The sequence below is a fragment of the Halobellus sp. LT62 genome (assembly GCF_037031285.1).
Classification (GTDB): domain Archaea; phylum Halobacteriota; class Halobacteria; order Halobacteriales; family Haloferacaceae; genus Haloquadratum; species Haloquadratum salinisoli.
This window is the reverse complement of the sequence record NZ_JAYEZO010000001.1, coordinates 245,763-268,716: the sequence shown is the minus strand read 5'-3', so window position 1 is coordinate 268,716 and position 22,954 is coordinate 245,763. Positions and strand designations below refer to the sequence as shown.

Sequence of the window (22,954 nt, the reverse complement as noted above, 5' to 3'; positions counted from 1 at the left end):
GCGTGACGGGCCGACCCCGGCGGGGAAGGGAGACTTTTCACCGACGACCGTGTGCACCTGCGTATGAACACCCGCCGCGCGCTCCTCGTCGACGCCTTCGCCGCCGAACCGCTCTCCGGCAACGCCGCCGGTGTCGTACCCGACGCAAGCGGCCTCTCGAAGGGACAGATGCAGTCGATCGCCCGGGAACTCGCCGTGAGCGAGACGGCGTTCGTGCTCTCCACTGAAACGTCCGATCGACGGCTCCGATACTTCACCCCCCGACAGGAGGTCGACCTCTGCGGACACGCGACGATCGCCGCGCACGCGCACCTCCGCGAGGACGGAGTCGTCGACGACGGAATCCACACCCTCGAAACGAACGTCGGCGAACTCGACATCGAAATCGAATTGGACGGGACAGTCTGGATGACGCAGGATCGACCCCGCGTCGAGCGCGTCGAGATCGACTACGAGCGGCTCGGGAGCGCGCTCGGGATCGACCCGGCCGCGTTGCGGGACGTCGGTGCCGACGCGCCCGTCGCCGTGGCGTCGACCGGGCTCCCGTTCCTGATCGTGCCGGTGAACTTCCTGCAGAACCTCGGGTCAGCGGACCCGGATTTCGGAGCCGTCGCGGCGCTCGCAGACGAGCACGACGCTGCCGGCATCTACGCGTTCACGTTCGACGCGCTCGGCGCGGAGTCGACGCTGCACGCCCGCGCGTTCGCGCCGGGCGTCGGCATCGACGAGGATCCCGTGACCGGAACCGCGAGCGGGGCCTGCGGCGCGTACTTACGGGAGATCGGCGCGTTCGAGGAGTTCCCCGATGAGATGCGCTTCGAGCAGGGGCACTTCCTCGATCGCCCCGGCGAGGTCCGCGTCCGCGTCGCCGGCGAGGTTCGCGTCGGCGGCCGCGCGGTGACGGCGCTGGACGGCGATATCGTCGTCCCAGACGTCAACGCAGACGAAATCGTCGAAGCCTGAGCGAGGGGAAAGCGAAGAACGGAGACGAAGCGAGAAGCGAAGGGGAACAGTCGAAACGAGCGCTCAGCCGATGTAGCGGAGGTCGTCGTCGGTCGGCATTCCCTGCTGTTGGTTCTGCATCTCTTGGATCTTCTCGGCGACCTCTTTCATCTCCTCGGCGCGCTCTTCGAGGGAGTCGTAGCCGACCTCGAAGCCGATGGCGGTTTCGAGGACTTCCAGCACGGCCTGCGCGCTCGTGGGGTCGACGAGGTAGCCGCTCGTCTCGCCCATCAGACAGGCCGCCGAGAGGCCGCGTCGACCACCGAGGCCCAAGAGGAGGCCGCTGACGCCGACGATGCCGCCGGCGGGTTCGCCCTCGCGGAACTCGACGCCGGCGTCTTCGAGCGCCTCGATGCCGTCGGCGTTCGCGACCGCACCCAACACGTCCGGCTCTTCGACGAGTTCGCCCGTCGGCACGCCGCCGAGCGCGTACACCTCGCTCGCGTCGAACGACTCGGCGACGTCGAGGAAGGCGTCGGTGATGTGGTAGTGCCCCGAGTGCGACTGCGCTTGGTGATCTCCGGTCAACACGAGGAGGTCGCGTTCGCCGGCGTCGACCGCGTGGAACTCAGCGCACGCCAGCGAGGCGACGCCGTCGTCGTCGATGCCCACCTGCGGCGGGAACTCGTCGGCGTACACGCGTGCGACGAGGTCGGAGTCGAACTCCTCCAGTAAGTGCTCGGCGGCCAGCTTTCCGACGTGACCGACGCCGGGGAGTCCCTCGACGAGCACCGGATCGCGGAGCGTCGGCTCTGCGAGCGTCTCGATCTCGATATCGTCCATACCCTCACTCGCGGCCGCGGCGTTTAAGAGCGCGTCGGTACTCGCCGTAGGCGTCCTCGGGGTCGAACGGCGCGGGCGCGGAGTTCTCGGTCGCGCCGCCGCACGCCGGGCACGTGTCAGACAGCGTGTACACCGGTCGGTCGTGGACGCCGCGCCAGTTCGCACAGACTCGAATATCGGATTTCACGGTCGATGAGTGTTCCTACGCGAAAGGATCGAGGGTTACTCGTCGTCCTCGTGCCGCTCGCGGTGGTACTCGCCGCTGCCGCCGACCGCCGAGATCGACTCGCTGGCCCGGTCGGCCGCGGCTTCGAGGGCGTCCTCGGCGGTCTTGTAGTCGGGCGCGCGCACCTGAATACGATACTCCGGCGCACCGACGTAGGTGACTTCGAGTTCGACCTCCTCGGGGACGTCGCCGTCGTCGCCCTCGGCGGCCTGCAGCGCCTCCTTGATCCGGTCGACGCCGTCGCCGGCGGGACACCGGAGGTCGACGTAGCCCGTGACGTTCACGTACGGGACGGAGACGTTCTCTCTGGCCGTCTGGACGATGGCCTCGATCTCCTCGTCGTCGAGGTCGACGTCTTCGAGCGCGCTCGTGCCGTGGATGGCCGCCGCCTCGAAGCCGTCGTAGAGCGACTCGAACTCCGCGAGAAGCGCGTTGGCGATGTCGCTGTAGCGCTCGTCTTCGAGGTCCTCGCCGAAGGCGACTTCCATCCAGTTGTCGGCCTTCTGCTCGTTTTTCCACTCTTGGATCTTGTCCTTGCGCTGGTGTTCGTTGACGTCTTTGATCGAGAGATCGATCTGCTGGGAGCCCTCGTTGACGTCGATCACCTTCGCGACGACCGTCTGACCCACGCGGACGTGATCGCGGACGTTCTTGATCCAGCCGCTCGCGACCTCGCTGATGTGACAGAGGCCGCGCTTGTCTTGGTACTCGTCGAGGTCGACGAAGACCCCGAAATCGGTTATCTCGTCGACTTCGCCGACGACGAGCTCACCCGTCTCGGGCCAACCGCTGTACTTCATATATTAGATCCTCCGAACGGAGACTTACGCCTCGGCCGAGCGTCGCTCGACCGTCTCGACGACCTCGCCGTGAATCTCGGCGTCGCCGCCGGTCGGCGTCGCGAGCGTGGTGCCGCACACGGCGCAGTTGACGGTCGTCGACGCCTTGCCGAAGACGACCTGTTCGTTGTCGCAATCCGGACACTTGACGCGGTAGAAGTTCCCTGCCATCGTTACTCCTGGAACGTGAGGCGGCCCGCGCGCCATCCCTCTCGCATGTGGGCCTTGCCGCAGTCCGAGCAGATGTACTTCAGGTGCGTCTTCTTGGTGGGCTTGTCGCCACCGGGCACCTTCGAGAACTTACCGGCGTTTCCGATGACCGCCTTGTTGCGGCGGGTCTGTCGGGCGTTCCACTTCATTCCCGTCGAGCGACCCGAGCGGACCTTCTCGACTTCGTGCTCGTGATGCCCGTCACAGTTCGGGCAGTACGTGTTGAATCGGCGTGGCATTTCCATAGATATCGACCTTGTGCCTGTTTCGACATCGCCAGTTAAAACCCGTTTGGTTCGGATCGACGCCGACGGCCGCGTTTCGACGGTCTCGCGCCTGTGGTGCGGGTTCGTGTCACACACGGGCTGGCCACGCGTCGGTCTCGGCATCGCGCTGAGTCCCCACCGAACCGTCTCCGAAGCGATTAAGCCCCGACTGAGCAAACGGGCTCGTATGAAGAAGGTCATCATCCGCGGGGACCCCGGCATCGGACGCGGCGCGACCATCGAAGTCGACGGCGAGGAGGTCATCTGCTTCGGCATCGACCGCCAGAGCGACTACCACGGTGCCGACCGCCCGCAACTGTGGTGCACCGTCGGCAGCGAGGACGAACGCGAAGCGTTCGAGAAGCGGGAGTTCGTCCCTCACTTCCTCGACGTCGTCGCCGTCGACGCAGAGGCCGTGACCGTCATCGAAAAGCGCGGCGCGTAACTCAGTCAGACCGCGGCGCGGGCGTTCGTCCGACTATCAGCAAATCAGCGAATTTCACCTGTCGTCGAGCGCGTCGAGGTCGACCTCGTAGATCGTCACGTCGCCGGAGCGGTGCGCGACCTCGATCGCCTCGGAGCCGAACGCCACCGAGCCGTAGCGAGCGCGCTCGCTCGGTCCGACCCAAATGTAGCGCACCTCGTACTCCGCGAGCAACGCCGCCCGCTCGGACGCGGATCCCGTGTACATCGCGTCGACGTCGCGGACGCGATCCATATACGCGTCCTCGCCTCGATACCCGATCTCGTGTTGCCAGCCGGCGACCGTGGGAACGCCCGTCAGACTCGACGCGGGGTTGGCGTGCCAGCTGTACATCGCTCTGGGTCGCTCGTCGGTCCCGCCCGGATAGGTCAGCGTCCCCGGCGCTTCGAGCATCGTCGGCTGCCCCGACCTCCCGTCGACCCACTCGATCGCGTCCGCCTGCTCGGGGTGATCGGTCTCGACGAACTGCGTCGCGTCCAGCGTCGGCCCACCGGCCGGGCCGCTCTCGAAGTGCGCACCGAGCGCGAGGACGCCGTACACGCTCGTCGACGCGACGAGCCCGACAACGAGGGCGACGCCGGCGACGACGCGCAGGACGTCCCGAGGCGAGTGCGACCGTTCACCCTCATCGCCCGACGCTGCATCCGGGGTCGCCGACCGTTCGCCCGACTTCGCCGATCGTTCGCTCGCCTTTGCTCGTCCGTTCGTCTCCGCTCGTTCGCTCGCCCCCGCTCGCGCCCCGGACCCGACGCGAGACGCCGCGTTCAGTATCAACCCGGACAGCGCCACGCCCATCGCAGTCCCCCAGAACACCCACACCTGCGAGTACGTCTTGAACACGGTGTTCATCCGCCCGGGTCCGGCCTGCTCGCTCACGTACACCAGTTCGACGATGGTGGCCAGTCCGGCTCCGGCGGCGACGAGGACGGCCTCGTAGCCGATCGACGCCGACGTTCGGAGCCCGACCCACGCGAGGACGAGAAGCGGCACCGACACCGCGAGCGCGGCGAGTCCGATCTGCGTGCCGACGACGCCGACCGCGACGACGCCCGCGAGGAGGAGCCACGGTCGGTCGATCCGGATCTCCGAGAGGAGGTAGCCGCCGAGGCCGACGACGAACGCGCCGTGAACGAGGAGCAACCCACCGAGGCCGCTGCGCATCTCCGGACCCAGCAGTTCGATCGCTCGCTCGCCGCCGCCGGTGGCCGCCCCGAGGAGGAACGGCGACGCGAGGACGGTGGCCGCGACAGCCGCGACGCCGGCGACGACGAACGAGGCCGCGAGGCGGTCTACCTCCCGCGGGACACCGAGATCCGGGAGTCGCTGTCGAATCCCCGGAGTCCGCGGAAGCAGCGACCACGCGTCGGCGGGCGAAAAGAGCGCCGCCAGCCAACCCAGCGCGAGCACGCTCGGAAAGCTCCACGTGCTCTGAACCGCCTGCCACGCCCCGAGGAGTGGGACGACGGCGAAAAGCAGGACGCGCCGACGCCGATGCGCCGGTTCGGGCGTCCGGTAGTACGCGTATCCGACCGCGGCGGCGAGCAGCAGCGTCGGCGTGCCCATCATATGCGCGTGGAGGTCGCCGTTGAGCCACGCGAACAGCGGAAATTCGTTGATGGTCCCCGGAATGACCCGCGAGGCGTCCCAGTAGCTGAACGATCCGACGCCGCCGAGCAGCGCGTCGACGGTGTACCCGCTCCGCGCGGCGACGAACTCGGCCGCAGGTCGCCCGACGGACGTCGGCAACGCGCCCACAAGGAGCTGACCGGCCGTGACGAGGTTGCTCGCGAGGCCGACGAAGAAGACCGCGACGACGCCCGCGAGTCGACGGCGGACACGCGGCGTCGAGAGTCTCCCTCCTGCGGTCGAACGCGCGCGGTCAGCGCCGATCGCCCCCGCCAACTCGAACGCTGCGGTGACCAAAGAGGCGTAGAAGCCAGCGAGCGCGAGGTTGTAGGCGAACCGCGGCGGCGTCGCCGTCAGCCACGAGAGCAGCGTCGCCGTCAGGTGCCCGCCGTAGTAGTACTTCACCGACTCGTTCGCGAACCAGAAGTCCTCCGGGGGCAGGACCGGCGAGCGCGCGAGCGTCTGCAGGAGCCCGAAGTCGAGAAACTTCTCGCCGCCGCCCGGGTGGACGGCCGGGTCGAACGCCCGAACCGCGACGAGGAAGGCGAAAGCGAGGAGGAACACCGCCGCGGCGTCGGTGGCGGCGTCGACGTCGATGTCGACCGCGAGGCGGACCTCCCCTTCACGCAGCGCGGCGAGGTCAAGCGCGGCGAGCGCACTCGCGAGCAACAGCGTCAGGAGGCCGAGCGCGAGCGCGATCGGCCCCCACGTCAGCTGTCCGATCCAGTAGGCGGGGAGGCTGAGGACGACGAGCGACGCGGGGACTGCGAGGCCAGCGCCGCGGCCGACGCTGTGGGGGAGTAGTCGGGCGACGAGCGGCAGTCCGAGCGCGAAGAGCGCGGCGTAGAGGACCAGCCAGCGAGCGACGAGAGCGTACTCCATTCTCCGTGTTGACGGAGCGAGAGCCCGGGACATACCTCTTGTGATGCGCCGAGTCTCGACGGGGCGCTGGCAGTGCTCCCCCGGTGACACCGCCCGTCCGCTCGCTAGCGGTTCGCTTTTCACACAGAAGCCGGTACTCGGAGGTGATGACTCGTGCCGTCGGGATCGTCGTCCCCGCCTACCGGCCCGATCCCGAGCGACTCGGCGGTTACCTCCACGCCCTCACGGAGCGGCTCGACCCGGCAGTGATCCGGGTCGAGGCCGACGCCCCGCGCTCGGACCTCCGCGAGCGGCTCGGCCGACTCCCCGACTGCGTCGAGCTCGCGACTGTCGACGCGCGACGCGGGAAGGGGGCGGCGATAACCGCGGGATTCGAGGCACTCCTCAAGGGCGGTGCGTCCGCCGGATCCGATGCGACCGCGCGAAACGTCGAGGTTCTCGCGTTCGCCGACGCCGACGGGAGCACGCCTGCCGACTCGTTCGCGGCCGTCGTCGACGCCGTCACCGGGGGGGACGCCGACCTCGCGGTCGGCTCGCGGCGGCACCCCGACGCGGACGTGGCGTCGCATCAGACCTTCGCGCGCCGTCGCCTCGGAGACGGCTTCGCGTGGCTCGCGCGGCGCTTCCTCGACGAGCAGCTCTACGATTACCAGTGCGGCGCGAAGGCGCTCACCGTCGACGCGTGGCGAGCCGTCCGCACCCACCTCTACGAGCCGGGGTTCGCGTGGGACATCGAACTCGTCGCCGTCGCGGGCGCGCTCGACTGTCGGATCGCGGAGATCCCCGTTCGGTGGGAGGACCGACCGGATTCGACCGTCTCGACGGTCGAAACGACGCTGCAGCTCGCCCGCGCGCTGGTGACCTCGCGACATCGAGCGCGCCTGCTCCGGGAGGATCGCGTCCACGAACTGCTCGACGCGCGAACGCGAAACGAACCGTCCCTCGTCGATCGACTCGCCGCGGTGGAGGCGGCCGATGCCGTCGAGGCCGACTGAATGATTCGTAACGCGATCGACGAACTCGCTTCGAGCGTCCGGTTCGGGAAGTTCGTCTCCGTCGGCGCGATCGGCGCGGTCTTCGATATGACGACGACGACGGCGCTCATTGTCGGGTTCGGCGTGCTCGGCGAGTACGCGAAGCTCGTCGGCGCGGAGGTCGCCATCGTCGTGATGTTCGCGATCAACGAGCGCTGGACCTTTTCAGAACTCGGCGCGCCGGGGCGGGTTCCGACGCTGAAGCGCTTTCTCCGCTCGAATCTCGTCCGCAGCGGCGGGCTCGCGGTGCAGTTCCTGATCGTCCGCGGACTTCGCCAGCTCGACGTTACCGTTCCCCTGTTCGGGTTCGACCTCTGGCAGCTGATCCCGATCCCCATCGCGATCGGCGCGTCGATGTTCCTGAACTACGTCGCCGAAAGCCTGCTCACGTGGCGCGTGATGCGATCCTGAACCGAGTGTGAAATTGCCACACTGCGGGCGAAACACAATCCTTAACCGTAACCCCAGACTTCGTTTCGATAGCGGGATGGGATAGCCAGGAGATTCCGCCGGGCTCATAACCCGGAGATCGGTAGTTCAAATCTACCTCCCGCTATGTTTTTGCCGAACTCACGTCGCGAGGCGCTCTCGTCGCCGAGCGAACCGTGCGTTCGGCGACATAGCGACGAGTAGATTTGAACCAAGGAGTGGAGCGAGCAGACGCGAGCGAAACGACTGAGGTTCAAATCTACCTCCCGCTACTCTCCTGACACTACTCATCTGAGTCGTTCAGTTATCACCGACAGAAAACGGTGCGGGTCGCGTTCGCCGCGATGCATTTTGGTGCCGAGATCCACGCAGTTCTCGCAGATCAGTAATCGATCCGACCGCCCGAAGAGAGGTCGCGCTCCTCGGAGAGGCCCGTTTCCGCGGCGTCCCACTCGTCGTCGGTAAGGTACACCACGCCGTCGTCGATGGTCACCTCGAAGGTGTCGAGGACGGCACCCTCACAGGGGCCGAAGTCGCAGACGCCGCTTTCCTTCTCGAAGGTCGCGCCGTGTTTCTGACAGACGATGTCGCCGTTTCTGACGAGCGCGCTTGATCCCTTGTCGAGTCTGACGTCCCGCCAGTGCGGACAGTAGTTCGTAAAGGCGACTACGCTGCCGTCGTCGAGGCGCGTGAGCACGCCCTCCGTCTTCTCGAACCCGGATTTCGCGGTGAACACGACCGTCTCCTCGGCGGTGACGTCGTCCGCGCCGACGATGCGGCGTTCCTCGTCCATAGCGCGCGTTTGCGGTCGGTCGATTCAAGCGTGACGATTCGCGGTCGTTCGCACAGACGCCGATTCCCGGTTTCGACACGCTACGCGTCGCCCGCGGAGTCGGCGTCCGTACCGGCGGGCTCGGCGTCCATATCGCCGTAGTGCGCCGCTTCCACGCGTTCGTCGTAGAGCCGCCGGAGCAACGTCGTCAGCGGACCGCCGCCGACGTCGATGCCGTCGACCGTCTCTACCGGCCGAATCTCCCACGTCGTGTTCGTCACGAACGCCTCCGCGGCCCCGCGGATGTCGTCCGGGGTGAACGCGCCCTCGCGGATCGGAATCCCCTCTGTTCGTGCGATGTCGAGTACCTCCGCGCGGGTGATCCCCGGCAGGACCGGACCGTCGAGGCTCGACGTACAGAGCGCCCCGTCGTCGACGAAAAAGAGGTTGCTCGTCGCGCCCTCCGTCAGGTGACCGTCGCCGTCGAGCATCACCGCCTCGTCGGCGTCGGCGACGCGGAGTTCGAGCCGCGCGAGGATCCCGTTCAGGTAGTTGTGGGTCTTCGCGCGCGAGGGGAGCGCCGCGTCGGGGACGCGTCGTGTCTTCACCGTCTGGAGCGTCGCCGGGCCGTCCCAGAGCGGCTCGCCGTCGACGCCGCCGCGCGGGAGGGGGTTGACCTGCACGACGACCGTCGGGTCGACGTCGGGACTCGGCGTCAGCTTCCCGGGCTGGACGCCGCGCGTGACCGAGAGCTTCACGTAGGCGTCGTCGAGATCGTTCGCCGCCAGCGTCTCGTCGACACGGTGCTTCAGGTCCGCGTCGGACAGGCCGTGATCGAGCGAGATGGCTTCGGCAGATCCGGCCAAGCGCTCGGCGTGGGCCTCCCAGCGGAACACGTCACCGCCGTACGCGCGGAGGGTCTCGAACACCGCGTCGCCGTACATAAACCCGCGGTCGCGGACGCTGACTGTCGCCGCGTCGGCGGGGACGAGTTCGCCGTCGACGTGGTACTGCAAGTCCGTCATTTCGCTCCGGTGGGTACGATCTGCCGGTCCCGGCCTGCAATCACCGCAGCCCGCGGATCATTCCTCGCGCGCACGTTCGATCCACGTCGCGACCCGCTTCTCGGAGACGTCGACCTCGGCGGCGAGGTCGCCGGCGTCGGCCGCCGCGAGGTCGGAGACGGTCTCGATACCGGCGTCACCGAGACGTTCCGCGTAGGCCGGGCCGATCCCCTTCAGCGTCTCGACCGGTTCGGAGCTCTCGTCCGCTGACCCCTCGTCAGTTTCGTCACCGGCTTCGCTGTCTTCCGCCTCTGCTTCGGCGTCTTCCGCCTCCGCTTCGCCGTCTTCCGCCTCATCGACCGCGTCAGCGTCGGGAGTTTCCGTCGACGTGACCGCTTCCGCGGGCTCCTTTCCGGTCTCCTCGTCGACGAGCGTCTCAGTCGACGCCGACGCGTCGGTCTCGGCGGCAGCCGCGTCCTCCGGCGTTTCGGCGTCGTCGGGGTCCGGAGAAACCGATTCGTCGCCCTCGCCGGACGTCTCGACGACTTCGGCCGGCTCCTTGCCTTCAGCCTCGTCGACGAGGGTCTCCGTCGACGCCGCCGCGTCAGTGTTCGCCGCGGCTGCCCCGGCTCCGGCCGCTGCGTCCTCGGACGAGTCAGCGGACTCGGACTCGGCGTTTGTTCCCTTGACCGACGCTTCGGTCGACGCATCGGCGGCGTCGCGGTCCTCGCGCGTTTCCCGCTCGACTGAGACGGTGCCCTCGGATCCGGACGACGATTCGTCTGTGTCCGACGTCGTCGGATTCGTCGACGTCGACTCGTCAGTGCGTCCGCCGCCGAGGAGCGAGCGGAGCGACGACAGGATCGTATCGAAGATGCTCATCGCGTCGATGGTATGTCCGTCGACTATTTAAAAGCCGTTCCGTCGAGCGCCGTATGTGTCAGGAGTCCGTCGTTGCGCGTCGTCTGTGTCGGAGTGCGCCGTTGCGCGTCGTCTGTGTCGGAGTGCGCCGTTACGCGTCGTCTGCGTCGCCCTCGTCAGCTGACTCTTCGTCGTCGACATCGTCGGCGGCGGTATCCTCATCCGAATCCGAGCCAGCCTCAGCGGCGTCCTGCAGTTGGCTCCGGAGTTGCGGCATCGCTCCGGTGAGGTCGCCGACGAGCGTCTCGGCGTCTTCGATCGAGGCGAGCAGTTCCTCGACGGCCTCGACCTCCGCTTCCAGAGAGTCGGGGTCGTCGAACGCGTCGGCGCGCTGGCCGACGATGAACGTCTTTTTCGCCTGTCGGAGGTGCTCCTCTGCGTCGTTGACGTCCAGCGCCGACTTGAGCGCGTTCAAGACGCCGAGGACGTTGTCGGCCTCCGTTTCCCACACGTCGTCGGGGTCGGGCAGCTCCGCCCGCGCGTCGGCGAGGTGGCTTTCGACCTCCTCGCGCATCTCCGCAGCAGCCTCTCCGAACAGGTCGTCGTCAGCGAGTGTGCTCTGGCTACTCATATCATCGGATTCGAGGCCGGAGAGGTTAAAAACACGCCCGAAAGTGAAAGTGAAATCCGTCGGTTCGGCTTTCCTCCCCCGCCTCACGCCTCGACGGCGACGAGTTTCATACGCGGGTAGTCGCCGTCCATCTCCATCCGCGTCCGAACCGTCACGCCCTCGTATTCGACCCGCATTTCGACGTCGATAAAGCGCCCTGTGAGTTCGGTGTACTCGGCGGACTGAGAGGCCAGCACCTCGGCGATGCGATCGGTCCTGACGTCGACGTCGACGTCGACGCAGTAGGGCTGGTTCTCGATCGATTCCTCCATCGCGCGACCGAGGCTCTCGGCGCTTTTCGGGCTGACTGGCGTCCCCGCGAACTGGTGGTACAGCGATCCGAACTTGATCCCGGCCTCGAAACAGGCCGATTCGGCATCGGTGGGCATACTCGGTCCACGTCCCCCCGGGCAAAGGGCGTGTCGTCGCGGACGCGTTCGTCCGTGCGGGAGTGATGCGAGGAACGGTGCACTGGGATCGACGTGTCTACACGTATGCTCTGGGAGCGACGTGTCACACGCCTATCACCGGCACAAATCGGACGTTTCTTGGCGTCGCCTCACGGACGGATTATCGAATGGACGAGCCGGTTCTCCTGACAGGGGCGGGCGGACGCGTCGGACAGGCGATCCTGCGCCACCTCGGCGAACGCTTCGAGTGGCGGCTGCTCGACAGGGAACCGCTGTCGGCGACGAAGCTTCCGGCGGGCGTCGACGAGGGAGACGTGTTCGTCGCCGACGTCACCGACGACGACGCGGTCCGCGAGGCGTTGGACGGCTGCGCCGCGGTGATCCACTTAGCGGGCGACCCCCGGCCCGAAGCCCCGTGGGACAGCGTCCTGCAGAACAACATCGACGGCACGCAGACGATGTACGAGGCGGCCGTCGAGGTCGACGTCGGAAAGTTCGTCTTCGCCTCCTCGAACCACGCCGTGGGCGCGTACGAGACCGATTCGCGGACCCCCGAGATGTACCGCCCCCACGGCGACTTCCGGCTCGACGGGACCGAACTGCCCCGCCCGAGCAATCTCTACGGCGTGAGCAAGGCGACCGGCGAAGTGCTGGGCCGGTACTACCACGATCATCACGACCTCTCGGTCGTGAACGTCCGCATCGGCAACCTCACCGAGGGACACCCGCCGATCGACTACGAGCGCGGGCAGGCGATGTGGCTCTCCTACCGCGACTGCGCGCATCTGTTCGAGCGCTGTGCGCTGGCCGACTACGAGTACGAGATCGTCTACGGCATCTCCGACAACGACCGGAAATACTACTCGATCGACCGCGCACGCGACGTGCTAGGCTACGAGCCGCGGGACAACTCCGCCGAATGGAACGGCGACGAGCGGGTCGGCGACGAGTAGGTCAACGACCCGCGGGACAGCTCCGCCGAGTAGGTCGACGGCGAGCGAAAAGGTCGCAGAAACTCACTCGAACAGCCCCGAGTCCGAGACGTCGCGCTCTCTCCCCCGGCGGCGTTCGACGTGTCCCCGCAGCCGTTCGTAGACCAGCGCCCGCCGTTCTCTGTCGGCCGCGAACTCGAACAGCATTCCGACGAAGCCCCGGGAGCGGGGCGACGCGACGTCCGTCGGGGGTTCTTCGTCTCGCGTTTCATCCTGCGCTTCGCCTCGTTCGTCGCGTGCGTACCTGACGGCGTCGGCGACGACGGCCTCGTCGAAGGCGTCGTACTCGTTGGCGAGGATTTCGGCCGCGGTCGCGACCTCCTCGAAAGTCAAGTCCGTTGGTTCGAGCGCGTCGCCCTCGTACCGGAGCGCGACCGGCGAACGGCGTTCTGCGATCTCGGGATCGTCGGCGAGTCGGCGGAGGTACGCGCGTACCTCGCCGACGTTCACGCCCCTGTCGTCGACGCCGACCAAGTACCGCTCGGCGCTCTCGGCGAGCCCGCGCGCGCCGCTCCAGTTGCGGTTTCGGGCGTGATGTACCGCCGCGGCGTACTGGATGAGTCCGTGAAGTAGGCGCTCGTCGGGGGTCCCGTCGTCGAGCGCCAGCCACTGCGCTTCCCACGCGTCGTGGGCGGCGTGGCGATCGCCCGCGTTGAACACGGCGACGCCGATTCGGAGCGCGTCCTGCACGGTCGCCTCTCGACGACGAGCGAGTAAATACTCGGCGTTCGTCGAGGGAGGCGGTGACGGACTTATCCGCGTGCGGGCCGTTCGTTCACGCGAACAGCCGATGACCGCACCCCAATCCCTCCGGAGCGATCGATGACCCGCGCGCAAGTGACGTGTCTCGATTGCGGCACCGAGTTCGTCCGCCCGAGCGGGTATACGGGCAACTACTGTCCCGACTGCCACGAGTCGTGGGTACAGGAGAGTGACGACGTCGGAACGTCGCGCCCCGAACCCCGGCGGCTCCGCCCCGAGACGACGCCGTCGATTCGGCACCGCGACGACGACGACGCCGACCTGCCGTCGCGATACGACGCGGAGTAAATTTCGGGCACGCTCGTCGCATAGCGCCGGTAAAATGTAGCGACCTGACGGAGTCCCCACGAGCCGCGCGGGACCGTCGGTCCCGCTGGAAACCGGCGTAAACGACGCCGGTGACGAAGTGAGCGACCTGACGGAGATTTGAACGTACTCGCAAATCATAGATTTGCTCGCTGCTCAAATCTCCGCGACGTCCGTTTCCTGCAGCACAGACCCCTCGCTTCGCTCGTCGTGTTGTGCTGCAGAGAAACGTCCTGACGGAGATTTGAACTCCGGTCCCTGGCTCCGCAAGCCAAGAGGATAGTCCACTACCCTACCAGGACTCATCTCTCCGTACTGCGGGTTGACTTATGAGGGTTACGATGCAACGGGGCCGCGGCATCAGTGCACACGATAGACGGGTCTCGGAGTCAGTATCGAAAAGATGGCCGGAGGTTTTCAGGCAATATACGCTGCTATATCGGAGTAGAGTGATCCACCTAATTGGGCGGGGGATACTGTAAGATCCGTCCAATTGCCAATATTTGTGGTGAGATGTGTCATAACCGAAAGATTAGGTCGGCGAACAGAACACAATGTGTCAATCCTATCCGTTCCAGCCGGCTACAGATGCTGACAGGAAGAACGGTTCTTTAGGGACGGGTGTCTTTTCGGCGGTTATGGCACATCCCGTTAGCTCACTCTGGGGGCGATACCGATCCGTGCCGCTCATCTACCGGATCTTCGTCGCATTCGTCCTCGGCTCGGTCGCAGGAATCGCCTTCGGCGAACGGATGACAGTCGTCGAACCGCTCGGCGACCTGTTCCTCCGACTGCTCAATATGCTCGTGATCCCGATCATCGTGTTCACGTTGCTCACCGGGATCAGACAGCTCTCTCCCGCTCGACTCGGTCGGATCGGCGGAGCCACCGTCGCGCTGTACGCCGTGACGACGACCATCGCGGGGATCATCGGTCTCGTCGTCGCGAACGTGTTGCAGCCGGGTCGCGGCGTCGAGTTCGCCGGCGGCGAGGCGCAGTCGCAGACACCGCCGTCGCTGACCGAGGTCGTCCTCGGTATCGTCCCGAGTAACCCCGCCGCGGCGATGTCCGAAGGGAACCTGCTGGCGACCGTGTTCTTCGTGATCGTCTTCGGGATTGCGCTCACCTACGTCCGCGCGCGACAGGACGACCTCGCAGACAGCGTCGACTCGCTGTTCGAGGCGTTCGAGGTCGCCGCCGAGGCGATGTTCGTCGTCGTTCGCGGCGTACTCGAATACGGCGTTATCGGTGTCTTCGCGCTGATGGCCGCCGGGATCGGCACCGAGGGTATCGGCGTCTTCACCTCGCTCGGTGCACTCGTCCTCGCCGTCGCGGTCGCGGTCACGATCCACATCGTCGTCACCTACCTGTTCCTCCTGATGGGCGTCGTCGCCGGCGTCTCGCCGATCGCGTTCCTCGCGGGCGCGAAGGACGCGATGCTGACCGCCTTTGCGACGCGTTCCTCCAGCGGGACGCTACCGGTGACGATGCAGAATGCCGACGAGGACCTCCGGATCAAAGAACACGTCTACTCCTTCGCGCTGCCGGTCGGCGCGACGGCCAATATGGACGGCGCGGCCATCCGCCAGGCGATCACGGTGATGTTCGCCGCCAACGTCGTCGGCCAGCCGCTCGCGCTGACCGAGCAGGCGTTCGTCCTGCTCGTGGCCGTCCTCATCAGCATCGGTACCGCGGGCGTTCCCGGCGCGGGGATCGTGATGCTCACAGTCATCCTGACGCAGGTTGGCCTCCCGCTGGAGGTCGTCGGCTTCGTCGCCGGCGTCGACCCGATCCTGGGCCGAATCGCCACGATGAACAACGTCACCGGCGACCTCGCGATCTCGACCGTCGTCGGCAAGTGGAACGACGCGATCGACCTCGAGGAGGGCGTCTGGGCGAAGGGGAGAGACCACCTCGGCCCCGTCGTCCCCGGCGGCGACTGACCGACGCGGTCGGGATTCGCAACGCGCGACCGACAGTCGGCGTCAACACCGCGAAGGGACAAGGGCGCGTTTGATTCTCCGCTGTTTCTTTTGGCACGTCGGACGTACTTGGAGATATGCACCGACGAACCGTCCTGTCTGGCCTCGCAATCGCCCTCCCGACCGCGCTCGCCGGCTGCACTGGAAACGCTGGCCCTGGTGCACCCGATGGCACCGACTCGACGGACGAACCAACCGACACCGACGCACCCGACGAAACCGACACCCCGAGCAACACCGAGACGCCGGGCGACAACGAGACAGTGACGCCCGGACGCGTCTCCGCGAGCCTCACGCCCCGCGAGGAGTGCTCGGGGCCGGGCGAGGCGACGGTCAGCTTCGGCGACGAGACGATCTCGGTCGTCGGTTGTGTCGTCGGGAACAACGGCTGTAACGTCGCGCGGCTGCAGGACACCGGCTACGACGCCGACACCGGGGAAGTGAGCGTCGTCGTCGCCGCCGTCGAGGAGCGCGAGGAAGGCGAAGCGTGCACCGAGGCGCTCGTGAACCTCGGGTACGAGGTCGCGATCGAGACCGACGGCACGAACGTAACGAGCGTTCGGGTCGTTCACGACGATGTCGACGGTCGTCGGACGGTCGCCGACGTGACGAAGTAGCGCGCACGAAGAAACGCGTCGCGGCCGCGACTCGCGGTGACTGATTCCCGCGGCGAACCTTCTTATACGAAACCGACGCCACACCCGTCGTGCCAAGAATCGACGCCGAAACCGAACGACTCCGAGCGGGGGGAGCCATCGAATCGACTGACGAATGTGCCTCCGAAATCCGAATCGCGACCACCGACAAGACAACGCTTAAGCGGCGTCCTGCCTTGGCTGTGGATATGTCTGTGGCCGCAGCCGCTCGAACCGCGGGTTTCGCGCTCGACCTTGCGGGTCGTCACCGAGGGGGTGCCGCGTAGATGGGCGCGATCGAGGACGTGTACGATGACCTCGACACCGACGTCGACTTCGAGGAGTTCGAGGCCGCCGTCGAGGACAAAGTCGAACAGATGGGCGGTCTCGCCGACGAGGAGACCGCGGCGATGCTCATCGCCCACGAGTTGCGCGACGAGGAGGTCGAGGGCATCGCCGACGTCGCTCCCGGAATGGAGGACGTGAAGTTCCTCGCGAAGGTGATGAGTATCGGCGACGTTCGGACCTTCGAGCGCGACGGCGAGGACGAGGACGGGAAAGTCGTCAACGTCGACGTCGCCGACGAGTCCGGTCGGATCCGGATCACGATGTGGGACGAGATGGCCGAAGGCGCGGTCGAACGACTCGAAACGGGACAGGTGCTCCGCGTGGCCGGGCGACCGAAAGACGGCTACAACGGCATCGAAGTCGACGTCGACAAGGTCGAGCCCGCGCCCGACGCCGAGGTCGACGTGCAGGCGCGTGATTCCTACCGCGTCGAGGACCTCGCGCTGGGCCTCTCTGACGTCAACCTGAAGGGTCGCGTACTCAGCACCGACAGCGTCCGGACGTTCGACCGCGACGACGGCTCGGAGGGCCGCGTCTCGAACCTGACGCTCGGCGATCCGACCGGCCGGATCCGGGTGACGCTCTGGGACGAGAAGGCCGACCTCGCGACGGAGTTCGCGGCCGGCGAATCGGTGGAGGTCGTCGACGGCTACGTCCGCGAGCGCGACGGGACGCTCGAACTCCACGTGGGCAACCGCGGCGCGGTCGACGCCGTCGACGAGGCGATCGAGTACGTGCCGGACACCCGCGAGATCGACTCGCTGGAGATCGACGAGACCGTCGACATCGCGGGCGGCGTCATCGAGACCGACCCGAAGCGGACGTTCGACCGCGACGACGGCTCGCAAGGGCAGGTCCGGAACGTGCGCGTGAAAGACGAGACGGGCGACATCCGCGTGGCGATGTGGGGCGACAAGGCCGACCTCGACATCGATCTGGCGGATTACGTCGTGTTCACCGACGTCGAGATCCAAGACGGCTGGCAGGACGACCTCGAAGCCTCCGCGGGCTGGCAGTCGACGGTGAGCGTGATGGACGACGCGCCCGAGGACGCCGCCGATACCGACACCGACGCCGCGCAGTCGACCGGGCTCGGTGCGTTCGAGAGCGGCGATGCGACGGAGACGGGAGGTAGCGGGGTCGGATCGGGCGAGAGCTCGACGGACCAAGTCGCATCCGGTGGCGGAGGAGGCTCGGCGGCCGCAGCGGTGGCGGAGTCGCCGAACGAATCCGGGGCGGCCGGCGAAACCGAGACGTTCACCGGGACCGTCGTGCAGGCGGGAAGCCCGGTCGTCCTCGACGACGGGACCGAAACGCGGAGCGTCGAGACCGACGAGTCGCTGCGGCTCGGCGAGAAGGTGACCGTCACCGGTCCCGTCAGCGACGGACGGATCACCGCCGAGGACGTCGAGCGGCCGAGCTGAGCATAGCATCGGCCCTCCGGGCGATGCCGATTCGGGGCCGTGTGGGTGCCGACTTCGACCCCGAGCCGCGACAGGGAGCGATCCTTCGGAGCGGTTGCGCCGTCGAGAGCGCCCGAGAACGGCGGAGCGTTACGGAAAGGATTATACGCGGGTCGAACTGGATATAGTGGTAATGAGTGTCGAGTTGCCGTTCGCCCCCGTGGATGCGATCATTCGACGGAGAGCCGGCGACCTCCGGGTGAGTTCCGGGGCCGCCGAGGAGCTCGCTCGCCGCGTTCAAGCGCACGGGGCGGCGCTCGCCGTCGACGCCGCCGAGCGAGCGGCCGCAGACGACCGCAAGACCCTGATGGCCGAGGACTTCGACGTCCAGCAGGTCGTGAGCCGCCGCGATCTCGAACTGCCGATCGCGCCGATCGACCGCATCGCGCGCCTCGAAATCGACGATCGGTACCGCGTCTCGATGAACGCGCGGATCGCGCTGGCGGACATCCTCGAAGACTACGCCGACAACGTCGCGAACGCGGCGGCGACGCTCGCTCGACACGCCGACAGACGAACCGTGCAAGCCGAAGACATCGAGACGTACTTCGCCCTCTTCGAGTAGCGATGCAGTTCGGCTACAGCGAGACGTGTCTCGCACACGACACCGGCGAGCGGCACCCTGAGACCGCCGACCGCCTGCGAGCGATCCGCCGGGCGCTCGCGAAGCGGCACGGCGTCTCCTACGTGGAGGCCGATCCCGCCGACGAGGCGTCGGTCGCGACCGTCCACGACGCCGACTACGTCGAGGAGATCCGCGAGTTCTGTCGGGGCGGCGGCGGGAACTGGGACCCCGACACCGTCGCCTCCGAGGCCACGTGGGAGGCCGCGACCACCTCTGCGGGCCTCGCGCAGTGGGCCGCCGAGGAGGCCGCCGCGGGCGCGAGCGGTCGCGACACGCCCTTTTCGATCGGCCGCCCGCCCGGCCATCACGCCGTCGCCGACGACGCGATGGGCTTTTGCTTCATCAACAACGCCGCCGTCGCCGCCCAGTCGGTCCTCGACGACGCCGAGGCCGACGCCGAACGCGCGGTCATCTTCGACTGGGACGTCCACCACGGTAACGGCACGCAGGACATCTTCTACGAGCAGGGCGACGTCCTCTACGCGTCGACCCACGAGGACGGCCTCTACCCCGGAACCGGCGAGATCGAGGAGACCGGCGCGGGTGACGGCGAGGGAACGACGCTGAACATCCCGCTGTCGGCGGGCGCGGGCGACGAGGAGTTCCTCCTCGCCGTCGAAGAAGTGCTCGCGCCAGTCGTCGAGCGGTTCGATCCGGACCTGTTCGTCGTCAGCGCGGGCTTCGACGCCCACCGTCACGACCCGATCTCGCGGATGCGCGTCTCGACGGAGGGGTACGCCCTCCTCACCGATCGCGTCCGCTCGATCGCCGACGCCGTCGACGCGGGCGTCGCGTTCGTTCTCGAAGGCGGATACGGCCTCGACACGCTCTCTGAGGGCGTCGCGACCGTCCACGAAACCTTCGACGGCCGCTCGCCGATGGAACCCGAGGGCGACGCGGACGAGGAGACCCGAGAACTCGTCGACGAGATCCGTCGGGTGCACGGTCTCGACGGCTGAGGGCGGGGTTCTCGACGGTAAGAGCGTTCTCGACGCCCGAAGGAGACTGACCACGGACGCGACGGCCAGAACGCTTCAGGGTCGCGGGTCGAAGTACGACGCCAGTTCCGCGCCGAAATCCTCGCAGAGCGTCGCGACCTCGTCGCCGACGAGCACGTCGTAGTCGGCGGAAAGCGCCGTTTCGATCTGCGCGCCGAGGCCGACGGAGAACAGTTCCGGAGAGCGGAGCAACGCCGCGGCGTCGGTGTACTCTCGGTCGCGCTCGACGACGTAGCGGTCGCCGTCGACGAACGGGCCGTAGCTCTCGGGCGGCGTGTCATTCCCGTCTCCGGGATCGCTCCCCTCGTGGGCGTACGCCTCGTAGAACCCCTCGGCGTGGTGGCGGACGTGCACCGGCGGGCCGTCGTGGCGTTCGATCGACGGCAGCGTCAGATGCGACAGTTCGACGAGGAGGACGGCACGCTCGTCGGCTGCGTACATCGCGCGAATCGGCTCGAACCCGCGCCGGTCGAGTTCGTCGCGGACGCCCGACAGCGACTTTCGGAGTTGAGGATAGAGCTGATCGTCGACGAGATCGGGCGCGTCGAAGACGACCGCGACGGGCGTCGTCCCGCGGCGGTCGAGGTGGGCGCGAACGGCGTCGGGATCGATCGGATCGGGCGTCCGCGACTCGAAGAGATCCTCGCGCGGCTCGGCGAGGAACTTGCGGGCGTAGTGTTGGAGCCGCGCGACGTTCTCCGCCGAGCAGACCGCCGCGACGTTCCGCGCCGGGTCCGTCGGATCGACCATCACCAGCGGGTCGTCGTGCGATCGCGCGGCGTGGTCCTCGGGGTCGAAGACGACCGGCGGGTGCCAGTCCGCGGCGGCGGAAAGCAGCGTCGCGACGTCGCCGTGTTCGAGCACGAGCAGTTCCGAGAGATAGCCCGAGAAGCCCTCGGTCCGCAAATTGCTGCCGTAGACGCCGATGCCCTTCAGGAACTGCTTGAACACCCGCATCTCGCCCGCGAGGTCGTCGTCGATGCGCTCGAGCAGGTAGGCGTTGTGGTGCGGCGTCCGGTCGACCGCCGACTGGAGCGCCGAGCCGTCGCCGACGTCGTAGCAGGGCACGAGGTCGACGTCGAACCCATCGAACGCGCCGGTGACGTAGGGATGCTCGGCGTACTCCTCGTGACCGTCGGGGAGGACCGCGTTGCCGATGTCGAGGCCGTAACGCTCCAGCGTCTCTCGGTTGAGATCGGCCGGAAACCGCACGAAGAGGTCGATGTCGCGGTCGCCCGCGAGCCACGTCCCCCGCGCCGTCGAGCCGACCTGCACGACGTCCGCGTCGATCCCGCGCGCGTCGATTTCGGCCTCGATCCGCGCGGTGAGTTCGGCCACCGCCGCCCGCATCGCCTCGCGTTCCTCGGCGTCGGGGGTGACGCGCTCGCGGACCCGTTCGATCACCCGGCGTTGTTCGTCGGCGGCCATCGTTGTCACGGCTTCGAGAGCCCCCGGCGAAAGGGTGTCGATGCGGGCGAGCCCTCCGGAGGACGCGTCCGTCGGTCTGTGGGTATCACGCACCCGTGCGGCGAAAACGAAAGCCCTATCATACTACCTCGGTCTACATTCGGGTGCGGACAGAGCCGTCGTAGCTCAGGTGGTAGAGCACCTCGCTGTTAACGAGGTGGTCCCAGGTTCGAGCCCTGGCGACGGCGTCACTTCCTCTCGACGCGACCTTCGGAGCGACGGCGTCCGAGCGACTGCGCCCCGGGATGTTCCCTCCGACGACCGCTAACGACAACGTCTAAGAGGGAGACCGCGGAACGGTAGACCGTCGGGCCCTTAGCTCAGTCTGGTCAGAGCGCTCGGCTCATAACCGGGTGGTCGTGGGTTCGAAGCCCACAGGGCCCATGTTCTAAACCCCCGTTTTCGAGCCGAAAGCACGGTGTTTTCGCCGAAGCCGCAGCGGGTTTTATGTTTCCTCAATGCCTCTTTCGGCCGGTATGAAGGTCCTCTGCATCGACATCGACTCGCTCAGAGCCGATCACGTGAGCGGCTACGGCTACCACGGCCACACGACCCCGAACATCGATACGCTGATCGACGACGGCGTCGCGTTCGAGCGGGGCTACGTCGCCAACTCCCCGTGTATGCCCTCCCGCGCGGCGCTGACGTCCGGGCGGTACGGCATCGCGAACGGCGTCGAGACCCACGGCCAGCAGTCCCAGCAGATCGACCGTCCCGAGAACCGGACCGACTGGGCGGGGTCGTGGACGGAGAACGGGCCCGAGCGGCCGTGGTGGACGCTTCCGGAGCTGTTCTTCCAGCAGGGCATCCGAACGATCGGCGTCTCATCGTTCCCGCGACACCCGGCTCCGTGGTTCTACCACGTCTGGCACGAGTTCAGACAGCCGCAGGAACCCGACGAGGAGATGACCGTCGAGTGGGGACACGTCTCCTTTCAGACGCCTCGGGCGGAGGCGGTCACCGACGAAGCCATCGACGCCTTGGAGTCAGTCGATGGAGATGAATTCTTCCTCTACGCGCAGTACTGGGACCCGCACGCGCCGTACAACCGGACCGACGAGCAGATCGAGCGGTTCCGCGACGTCGAGTTGCCGCCGCATCCCACAGCGGAGCAGATCGAGCGCCACCGCGAGTGGGACACGCTGCGCGGAGCCACCCAAGAGGGAATCGAATCGCGCGAGGATCTCAACGAACTCCTCTCGGCGTACGACGCCGAGATCCGCTACGCCGACCGCCACGTCGGCCGTCTCTTGAATCATCTCAAAGAGACGGGGCAGTACGACGAGACGCTGATCGTCCTCACTGGCGACCACGGCGAGGAGTTCGGCGAGCACGGTCTCTACCGCGAGCACTGGAGCACCCACGACGGGACACAGCGCGTCCCGATGGTGATCAAACCGCCCTCGGGGACCGGATTCGAGCCGGGCGCTCGCGAGCAGTTGATCACCAACGTCGACTTCGCGCCGACGATCGCCGACTACCTCGGTGAGACGCCGCCGGAACGCTGGCAGGGGAGTTCTCTTCGGCCGATTCTCGAATCTGCCGACGCCGAGGGCCGGGAGTTCGTCGTGTTCGATCACGGCCTGTACACCGCCCAGCGGGCGATTCGAACGGACGAGTGGAAGCTCATCCGGACGTATCACCCGGGGATGTGGGACGGCGTCCTCCCGGCGTACCAGCTCTTCGAGATGGACGCGGACCCGTGGGAACAGCGGAACGTTGCCGACGAACGTCCCGCCGTCGTCGGCGAGCTCGAAACGGAGATGTTGCTGTGGGCCGCGCGGCACAGAACCGGAAGCACGGACCCGCTGCAGCGCGTCGCCGAAGAGGGGCCCTCCGGCTACAACTCCTTCGCCGACGGGTTCGAGGGGGTCTGAT

25 protein-coding genes and 4 tRNA genes are annotated in these 22,954 nt (G+C 67.2%); 15 read left to right on the top strand and 14 right to left on the bottom strand.

Annotated elements, in window-relative coordinates; genetic code table 11:
* Positions 1 to 63: 63 nt before the first annotated feature.
* The gene (locus U5919_RS01300; RefSeq protein WP_336021720.1) at positions 64 to 963 is read left to right on the top strand and encodes a PhzF family phenazine biosynthesis protein; all 900 of its coding nucleotides are present in this window, start codon (positions 64 to 66) and stop codon (positions 961 to 963) included.
* A 63-nt stretch (positions 964 to 1,026) separates the two neighbouring features.
* On the opposite strand, the gene U5919_RS01295 is transcribed toward U5919_RS01300, so the two are convergent.
* The 5 genes from U5919_RS01295 to U5919_RS01275 are packed head-to-tail and all read right to left on the bottom strand — an operon-like array spanning position 1,027 to position 3,305.
* Positions 1,027 to 1,785: a proteasome assembly chaperone family protein gene (locus U5919_RS01295; protein WP_336021719.1), complete on the bottom strand. Its 759-nt coding sequence runs from the start codon at positions 1,783 to 1,785 to the stop codon at positions 1,027 to 1,029.
* A 4-nt stretch (positions 1,786 to 1,789) separates the two neighbouring features.
* Complete coding sequence (locus U5919_RS01290) at positions 1,790 to 1,972, bottom strand: RNA-protein complex protein Nop10 (RefSeq protein ID WP_336021718.1); 183 nt, start codon at positions 1,970 to 1,972, stop codon at positions 1,790 to 1,792.
* 35 nt (positions 1,973 to 2,007) lie between these two features.
* Positions 2,008 to 2,811, bottom strand: a complete 804-nt coding sequence (locus tag U5919_RS01285; RefSeq protein ID WP_336021717.1) for a translation initiation factor IF-2 subunit alpha — start codon at positions 2,809 to 2,811, stop codon at positions 2,008 to 2,010.
* A 24-nt stretch (positions 2,812 to 2,835) separates the two neighbouring features.
* Positions 2,836 to 3,021, bottom strand: a complete 186-nt coding sequence (locus U5919_RS01280) for a 30S ribosomal protein S27e (RefSeq protein ID WP_336021716.1) — start codon at positions 3,019 to 3,021, stop codon at positions 2,836 to 2,838.
* Between the two features lie 2 nt (positions 3,022 to 3,023).
* On the bottom strand, positions 3,024 to 3,305 hold the full coding sequence (locus tag U5919_RS01275) for a 50S ribosomal protein L44e (protein ID WP_144902386.1): 282 nt from the start codon (positions 3,303 to 3,305) through the stop codon (positions 3,024 to 3,026).
* A gap of 208 nt (positions 3,306 to 3,513) precedes the next feature.
* Between U5919_RS01275 and U5919_RS01270 the strand changes: the two genes are divergently transcribed.
* Positions 3,514 to 3,771 carry an HAH_0734 family protein gene (locus tag U5919_RS01270; protein WP_336021715.1) on the top strand — a complete coding sequence of 86 codons (258 nt, stop codon included), beginning with the start codon at positions 3,514 to 3,516 and terminating at the stop codon, positions 3,769 to 3,771.
* 54 nt (positions 3,772 to 3,825) lie between these two features.
* Here U5919_RS01270 and U5919_RS01265 read toward each other — a convergent pair whose 3' ends face one another.
* The gene (locus tag U5919_RS01265) at positions 3,826 to 6,318 is read right to left on the bottom strand and encodes a DUF2298 domain-containing protein (RefSeq protein ID WP_336021714.1); all 2,493 of its coding nucleotides are present in this window, start codon (positions 6,316 to 6,318) and stop codon (positions 3,826 to 3,828) included.
* Between the two features lie 146 nt (positions 6,319 to 6,464).
* Between U5919_RS01265 and U5919_RS01260 the strand changes: the two genes are divergently transcribed.
* The 3 genes from U5919_RS01260 to U5919_RS01250 all read left to right on the top strand — a co-directional run bounded on the left by U5919_RS01260 (position 6,465) and on the right by U5919_RS01250 (position 7,908).
* Positions 6,465 to 7,313 (top strand): glycosyltransferase family protein, encoded by an 849-nt coding sequence (locus tag U5919_RS01260; protein ID WP_336021713.1) that lies wholly within the window; start codon positions 6,465 to 6,467, stop codon positions 7,311 to 7,313.
* A gap of 3 nt (positions 7,314 to 7,316) precedes the next feature.
* Complete coding sequence (locus U5919_RS01255; RefSeq protein ID WP_336023837.1) at positions 7,317 to 7,763, top strand: GtrA family protein; 447 nt, start codon at positions 7,317 to 7,319, stop codon at positions 7,761 to 7,763.
* Positions 7,764 to 7,833: 70 nt separating this feature from the next.
* A tRNA-Met gene (locus U5919_RS01250) sits at positions 7,834 to 7,908 on the top strand.
* 255 nt (positions 7,909 to 8,163) lie between these two features.
* Here the strand turns inward: U5919_RS01250 and U5919_RS01245 are convergent.
* The 5 genes from U5919_RS01245 to U5919_RS01225 all read right to left on the bottom strand — a co-directional run bounded on the left by U5919_RS01245 (position 8,164) and on the right by U5919_RS01225 (position 11,477).
* Positions 8,164 to 8,574: a Rieske (2Fe-2S) protein gene (locus U5919_RS01245; protein WP_336021712.1), complete on the bottom strand. Its 411-nt coding sequence runs from the start codon at positions 8,572 to 8,574 to the stop codon at positions 8,164 to 8,166.
* 80 nt (positions 8,575 to 8,654) lie between these two features.
* A complete protein-coding gene (locus U5919_RS01240) occupies positions 8,655 to 9,578 on the bottom strand; it encodes an aminotransferase class IV (RefSeq protein ID WP_336021711.1) in 924 nt (307 codons plus the stop codon).
* A 57-nt stretch (positions 9,579 to 9,635) separates the two neighbouring features.
* On the bottom strand, positions 9,636 to 10,439 hold the full coding sequence (locus U5919_RS01235; protein ID WP_336021710.1) for a helix-hairpin-helix domain-containing protein: 804 nt from the start codon (positions 10,437 to 10,439) through the stop codon (positions 9,636 to 9,638).
* A gap of 130 nt (positions 10,440 to 10,569) precedes the next feature.
* Entirely contained in the window at positions 10,570 to 11,049 is a 480-nt protein-coding gene (locus U5919_RS01230; protein WP_336021709.1) for a DUF5790 family protein, read from the bottom strand.
* 83 nt (positions 11,050 to 11,132) lie between these two features.
* Positions 11,133 to 11,477 (bottom strand): dihydroneopterin aldolase family protein, encoded by a 345-nt coding sequence (locus U5919_RS01225; protein ID WP_336021708.1) that lies wholly within the window; start codon positions 11,475 to 11,477, stop codon positions 11,133 to 11,135.
* A gap of 188 nt (positions 11,478 to 11,665) precedes the next feature.
* Between U5919_RS01225 and azf the strand changes: the two genes are divergently transcribed.
* Positions 11,666 to 12,451: an NAD-dependent glucose-6-phosphate dehydrogenase Azf gene (azf, locus tag U5919_RS01220; protein ID WP_336021707.1), complete on the top strand. Its 786-nt coding sequence runs from the start codon at positions 11,666 to 11,668 to the stop codon at positions 12,449 to 12,451.
* Between the two features lie 63 nt (positions 12,452 to 12,514).
* Here azf and U5919_RS01215 read toward each other — a convergent pair whose 3' ends face one another.
* Positions 12,515 to 13,180: a DUF309 domain-containing protein gene (locus U5919_RS01215; RefSeq protein ID WP_336021706.1), complete on the bottom strand. Its 666-nt coding sequence runs from the start codon at positions 13,178 to 13,180 to the stop codon at positions 12,515 to 12,517.
* A gap of 132 nt (positions 13,181 to 13,312) precedes the next feature.
* On the opposite strand from U5919_RS01215, the gene U5919_RS01210 reads away from it, so the two are divergent.
* The gene (locus U5919_RS01210) at positions 13,313 to 13,540 is read left to right on the top strand and encodes a DUF7564 family protein (protein WP_336021705.1); all 228 of its coding nucleotides are present in this window, start codon (positions 13,313 to 13,315) and stop codon (positions 13,538 to 13,540) included.
* Positions 13,541 to 13,787: 247 nt separating this feature from the next.
* On the opposite strand, the gene U5919_RS01205 is transcribed toward U5919_RS01210, so the two are convergent.
* Positions 13,788 to 13,860: transfer RNA gene (locus U5919_RS01205), tRNA-Arg, on the bottom strand.
* Between the two features lie 336 nt (positions 13,861 to 14,196).
* Here U5919_RS01205 and U5919_RS01200 point away from each other — a divergent pair.
* From U5919_RS01200 to U5919_RS01180, 5 genes are all read left to right on the top strand, one after another.
* A complete protein-coding gene (locus U5919_RS01200; protein WP_336021704.1) occupies positions 14,197 to 15,501 on the top strand; it encodes a dicarboxylate/amino acid:cation symporter in 1,305 nt (434 codons plus the stop codon).
* A 116-nt stretch (positions 15,502 to 15,617) separates the two neighbouring features.
* Complete coding sequence (locus U5919_RS01195) at positions 15,618 to 16,157, top strand: hypothetical protein (RefSeq protein WP_336021703.1); 540 nt, start codon at positions 15,618 to 15,620, stop codon at positions 16,155 to 16,157.
* A gap of 305 nt (positions 16,158 to 16,462) precedes the next feature.
* Entirely contained in the window at positions 16,463 to 17,947 is a 1,485-nt protein-coding gene (locus U5919_RS01190; RefSeq protein ID WP_336021702.1) for a single-stranded DNA binding protein, read from the top strand.
* Positions 17,948 to 18,119: 172 nt separating this feature from the next.
* A complete protein-coding gene (locus U5919_RS01185) occupies positions 18,120 to 18,551 on the top strand; it encodes a histone (RefSeq protein WP_336021701.1) in 432 nt (143 codons plus the stop codon).
* A gap of 2 nt (positions 18,552 to 18,553) precedes the next feature.
* Positions 18,554 to 19,570 carry a histone deacetylase family protein gene (locus tag U5919_RS01180; RefSeq protein WP_336021700.1) on the top strand — a complete coding sequence of 339 codons (1,017 nt, stop codon included), beginning with the start codon at positions 18,554 to 18,556 and terminating at the stop codon, positions 19,568 to 19,570.
* A gap of 75 nt (positions 19,571 to 19,645) precedes the next feature.
* Here U5919_RS01180 and cca read toward each other — a convergent pair whose 3' ends face one another.
* Positions 19,646 to 21,037 (bottom strand): CCA tRNA nucleotidyltransferase, encoded by a 1,392-nt coding sequence (gene cca, locus U5919_RS01175; protein ID WP_336021699.1) that lies wholly within the window; start codon positions 21,035 to 21,037, stop codon positions 19,646 to 19,648.
* Positions 21,038 to 21,191: 154 nt separating this feature from the next.
* On the opposite strand from cca, the gene U5919_RS01170 reads away from it, so the two are divergent.
* The 3 genes from U5919_RS01170 to U5919_RS01160 all read left to right on the top strand — a co-directional run bounded on the left by U5919_RS01170 (position 21,192) and on the right by U5919_RS01160 (position 22,953).
* A tRNA-Asn gene (locus U5919_RS01170) sits at positions 21,192 to 21,264 on the top strand.
* 121 nt (positions 21,265 to 21,385) lie between these two features.
* Positions 21,386 to 21,460 (top strand) — tRNA-Ile (locus tag U5919_RS01165).
* Between the two features lie 92 nt (positions 21,461 to 21,552).
* Entirely contained in the window at positions 21,553 to 22,953 is a 1,401-nt protein-coding gene (locus U5919_RS01160) for a sulfatase family protein (RefSeq protein WP_336021698.1), read from the top strand.
* Position 22,954: the final 1 nt, after the last annotated feature.

What these genes read in the sequence shown, in the direction of transcription:
- U5919_RS01245 (WP_336021712.1), bottom strand. Translation starts at nt 8,574, where the DNA reads ATGGACGAGGAACGCCGCATCGTCGGCGCGGACGACGTCACCGCCGAG.
- U5919_RS01285 (WP_336021717.1), bottom strand. Translation starts at nt 2,811, where the DNA reads ATGAAGTACAGCGGTTGGCCCGAGACGGGTGAGCTCGTCGTCGGCGAA.
- U5919_RS01185 (WP_336021701.1), top strand. Translation starts at nt 18,120, where the DNA reads ATGAGTGTCGAGTTGCCGTTCGCCCCCGTGGATGCGATCATTCGACGG.
- azf (WP_336021707.1), top strand. Translation starts at nt 11,666, where the DNA reads ATGGACGAGCCGGTTCTCCTGACAGGGGCGGGCGGACGCGTCGGACAG.
- U5919_RS01230 (WP_336021709.1), bottom strand. Translation starts at nt 11,049, where the DNA reads ATGAGTAGCCAGAGCACACTCGCTGACGACGACCTGTTCGGAGAGGCT.
- U5919_RS01235 (WP_336021710.1), bottom strand. Translation starts at nt 10,439, where the DNA reads ATGAGCATCTTCGATACGATCCTGTCGTCGCTCCGCTCGCTCCTCGGC.
- U5919_RS01265 (WP_336021714.1), bottom strand. Translation starts at nt 6,318, where the DNA reads ATGGAGTACGCTCTCGTCGCTCGCTGGCTGGTCCTCTACGCCGCGCTC.
- U5919_RS01275 (WP_144902386.1), bottom strand. Translation starts at nt 3,305, where the DNA reads ATGGAAATGCCACGCCGATTCAACACGTACTGCCCGAACTGTGACGGG.
- U5919_RS01180 (WP_336021700.1), top strand. Translation starts at nt 18,554, where the DNA reads ATGCAGTTCGGCTACAGCGAGACGTGTCTCGCACACGACACCGGCGAG.
- U5919_RS01210 (WP_336021705.1), top strand. Translation starts at nt 13,313, where the DNA reads ATGACCCGCGCGCAAGTGACGTGTCTCGATTGCGGCACCGAGTTCGTC.
- cca (WP_336021699.1), bottom strand. Translation starts at nt 21,037, where the DNA reads ATGGCCGCCGACGAACAACGCCGGGTGATCGAACGGGTCCGCGAGCGC.
- U5919_RS01260 (WP_336021713.1), top strand. Translation starts at nt 6,465, where the DNA reads ATGACTCGTGCCGTCGGGATCGTCGTCCCCGCCTACCGGCCCGATCCC.
- U5919_RS01190 (WP_336021702.1), top strand. Translation starts at nt 16,463, where the DNA reads ATGGGCGCGATCGAGGACGTGTACGATGACCTCGACACCGACGTCGAC.
- U5919_RS01270 (WP_336021715.1), top strand. Translation starts at nt 3,514, where the DNA reads ATGAAGAAGGTCATCATCCGCGGGGACCCCGGCATCGGACGCGGCGCG.
- U5919_RS01280 (WP_336021716.1), bottom strand. Translation starts at nt 3,021, where the DNA reads ATGGCAGGGAACTTCTACCGCGTCAAGTGTCCGGATTGCGACAACGAA.
- U5919_RS01300 (WP_336021720.1), top strand. Translation starts at nt 64, where the DNA reads ATGAACACCCGCCGCGCGCTCCTCGTCGACGCCTTCGCCGCCGAACCG.
- U5919_RS01240 (WP_336021711.1), bottom strand. Translation starts at nt 9,578, where the DNA reads ATGACGGACTTGCAGTACCACGTCGACGGCGAACTCGTCCCCGCCGAC.
- U5919_RS01225 (WP_336021708.1), bottom strand. Translation starts at nt 11,477, where the DNA reads ATGCCCACCGATGCCGAATCGGCCTGTTTCGAGGCCGGGATCAAGTTC.
- U5919_RS01295 (WP_336021719.1), bottom strand. Translation starts at nt 1,785, where the DNA reads ATGGACGATATCGAGATCGAGACGCTCGCAGAGCCGACGCTCCGCGAT.
- U5919_RS01195 (WP_336021703.1), top strand. Translation starts at nt 15,618, where the DNA reads ATGCACCGACGAACCGTCCTGTCTGGCCTCGCAATCGCCCTCCCGACC.
- U5919_RS01160 (WP_336021698.1), top strand. Translation starts at nt 21,553, where the DNA reads ATGAAGGTCCTCTGCATCGACATCGACTCGCTCAGAGCCGATCACGTG.
- U5919_RS01200 (WP_336021704.1), top strand. Translation starts at nt 14,197, where the DNA reads ATGGCACATCCCGTTAGCTCACTCTGGGGGCGATACCGATCCGTGCCG.